At 48.4% G+C, this 395-nt stretch carries 3 tRNA genes; all 3 read left to right on the top strand.

Annotated elements, in window-relative coordinates:
- The first annotated feature begins 86 nt into the window (after positions 1 to 86).
- The 3 genes from R8923_RS14285 (at position 87) to R8923_RS14275 (ending at position 395) form a co-directional block, all read left to right on the top strand.
- Positions 87 to 174, top strand: a tRNA-Ser gene (locus R8923_RS14285).
- Positions 175 to 200: 26 nt separating this feature from the next.
- A tRNA-Glu gene (locus R8923_RS14280) sits at positions 201 to 272 on the top strand.
- 47 nt (positions 273 to 319) lie between these two features.
- Positions 320 to 395: transfer RNA gene (locus R8923_RS14275), tRNA-Val, on the top strand.

The raw sequence follows: 395 nt of genomic DNA, 5'->3' as shown, positions 1-395 counted from the left end.
CAGTAGCTCAGTGGTAGAGCAATCGGCTGTTAACCGATCGGTCGTAGGTTCGAGTCCTACCTGTGGAGCCATTTTTTAAAAATCTTGGAGAGCTGTCCGAGAGGCCGAAGGAGCACGGTTGGAAACCGTGTAGGCGGGATAACCGTCTCAAGGGTTCGAATCCCTTGCTCTCCGTTTCCAAGTATTACTACATATTTTATGGCCCGTTGGTCAAGCGGTTAAGACACCGCCCTTTCACGGCGGTAACACGGGTTCGAATCCCGTACGGGTCACTTTTATTTTAGACAAAAGTTTATTTTTAAGTTAAAATGTTATTTATGGAGGTTTAGCTCAGCTGGGAGAGCATCTGCCTTACAAGCAGAGGGTCAGCGGTTCGATCCCGTTAACCTCCACCA

Origin of the sequence: Listeria tempestatis, assembly GCF_963575625.1 — a bacterium.
Lineage (GTDB): Bacteria > Bacillota > Bacilli > Lactobacillales > Listeriaceae > Listeria > Listeria tempestatis.
Note: the sequence above shows the minus strand (reverse complement) of the source record. Positions and strands in the feature narration are given on the sequence as shown.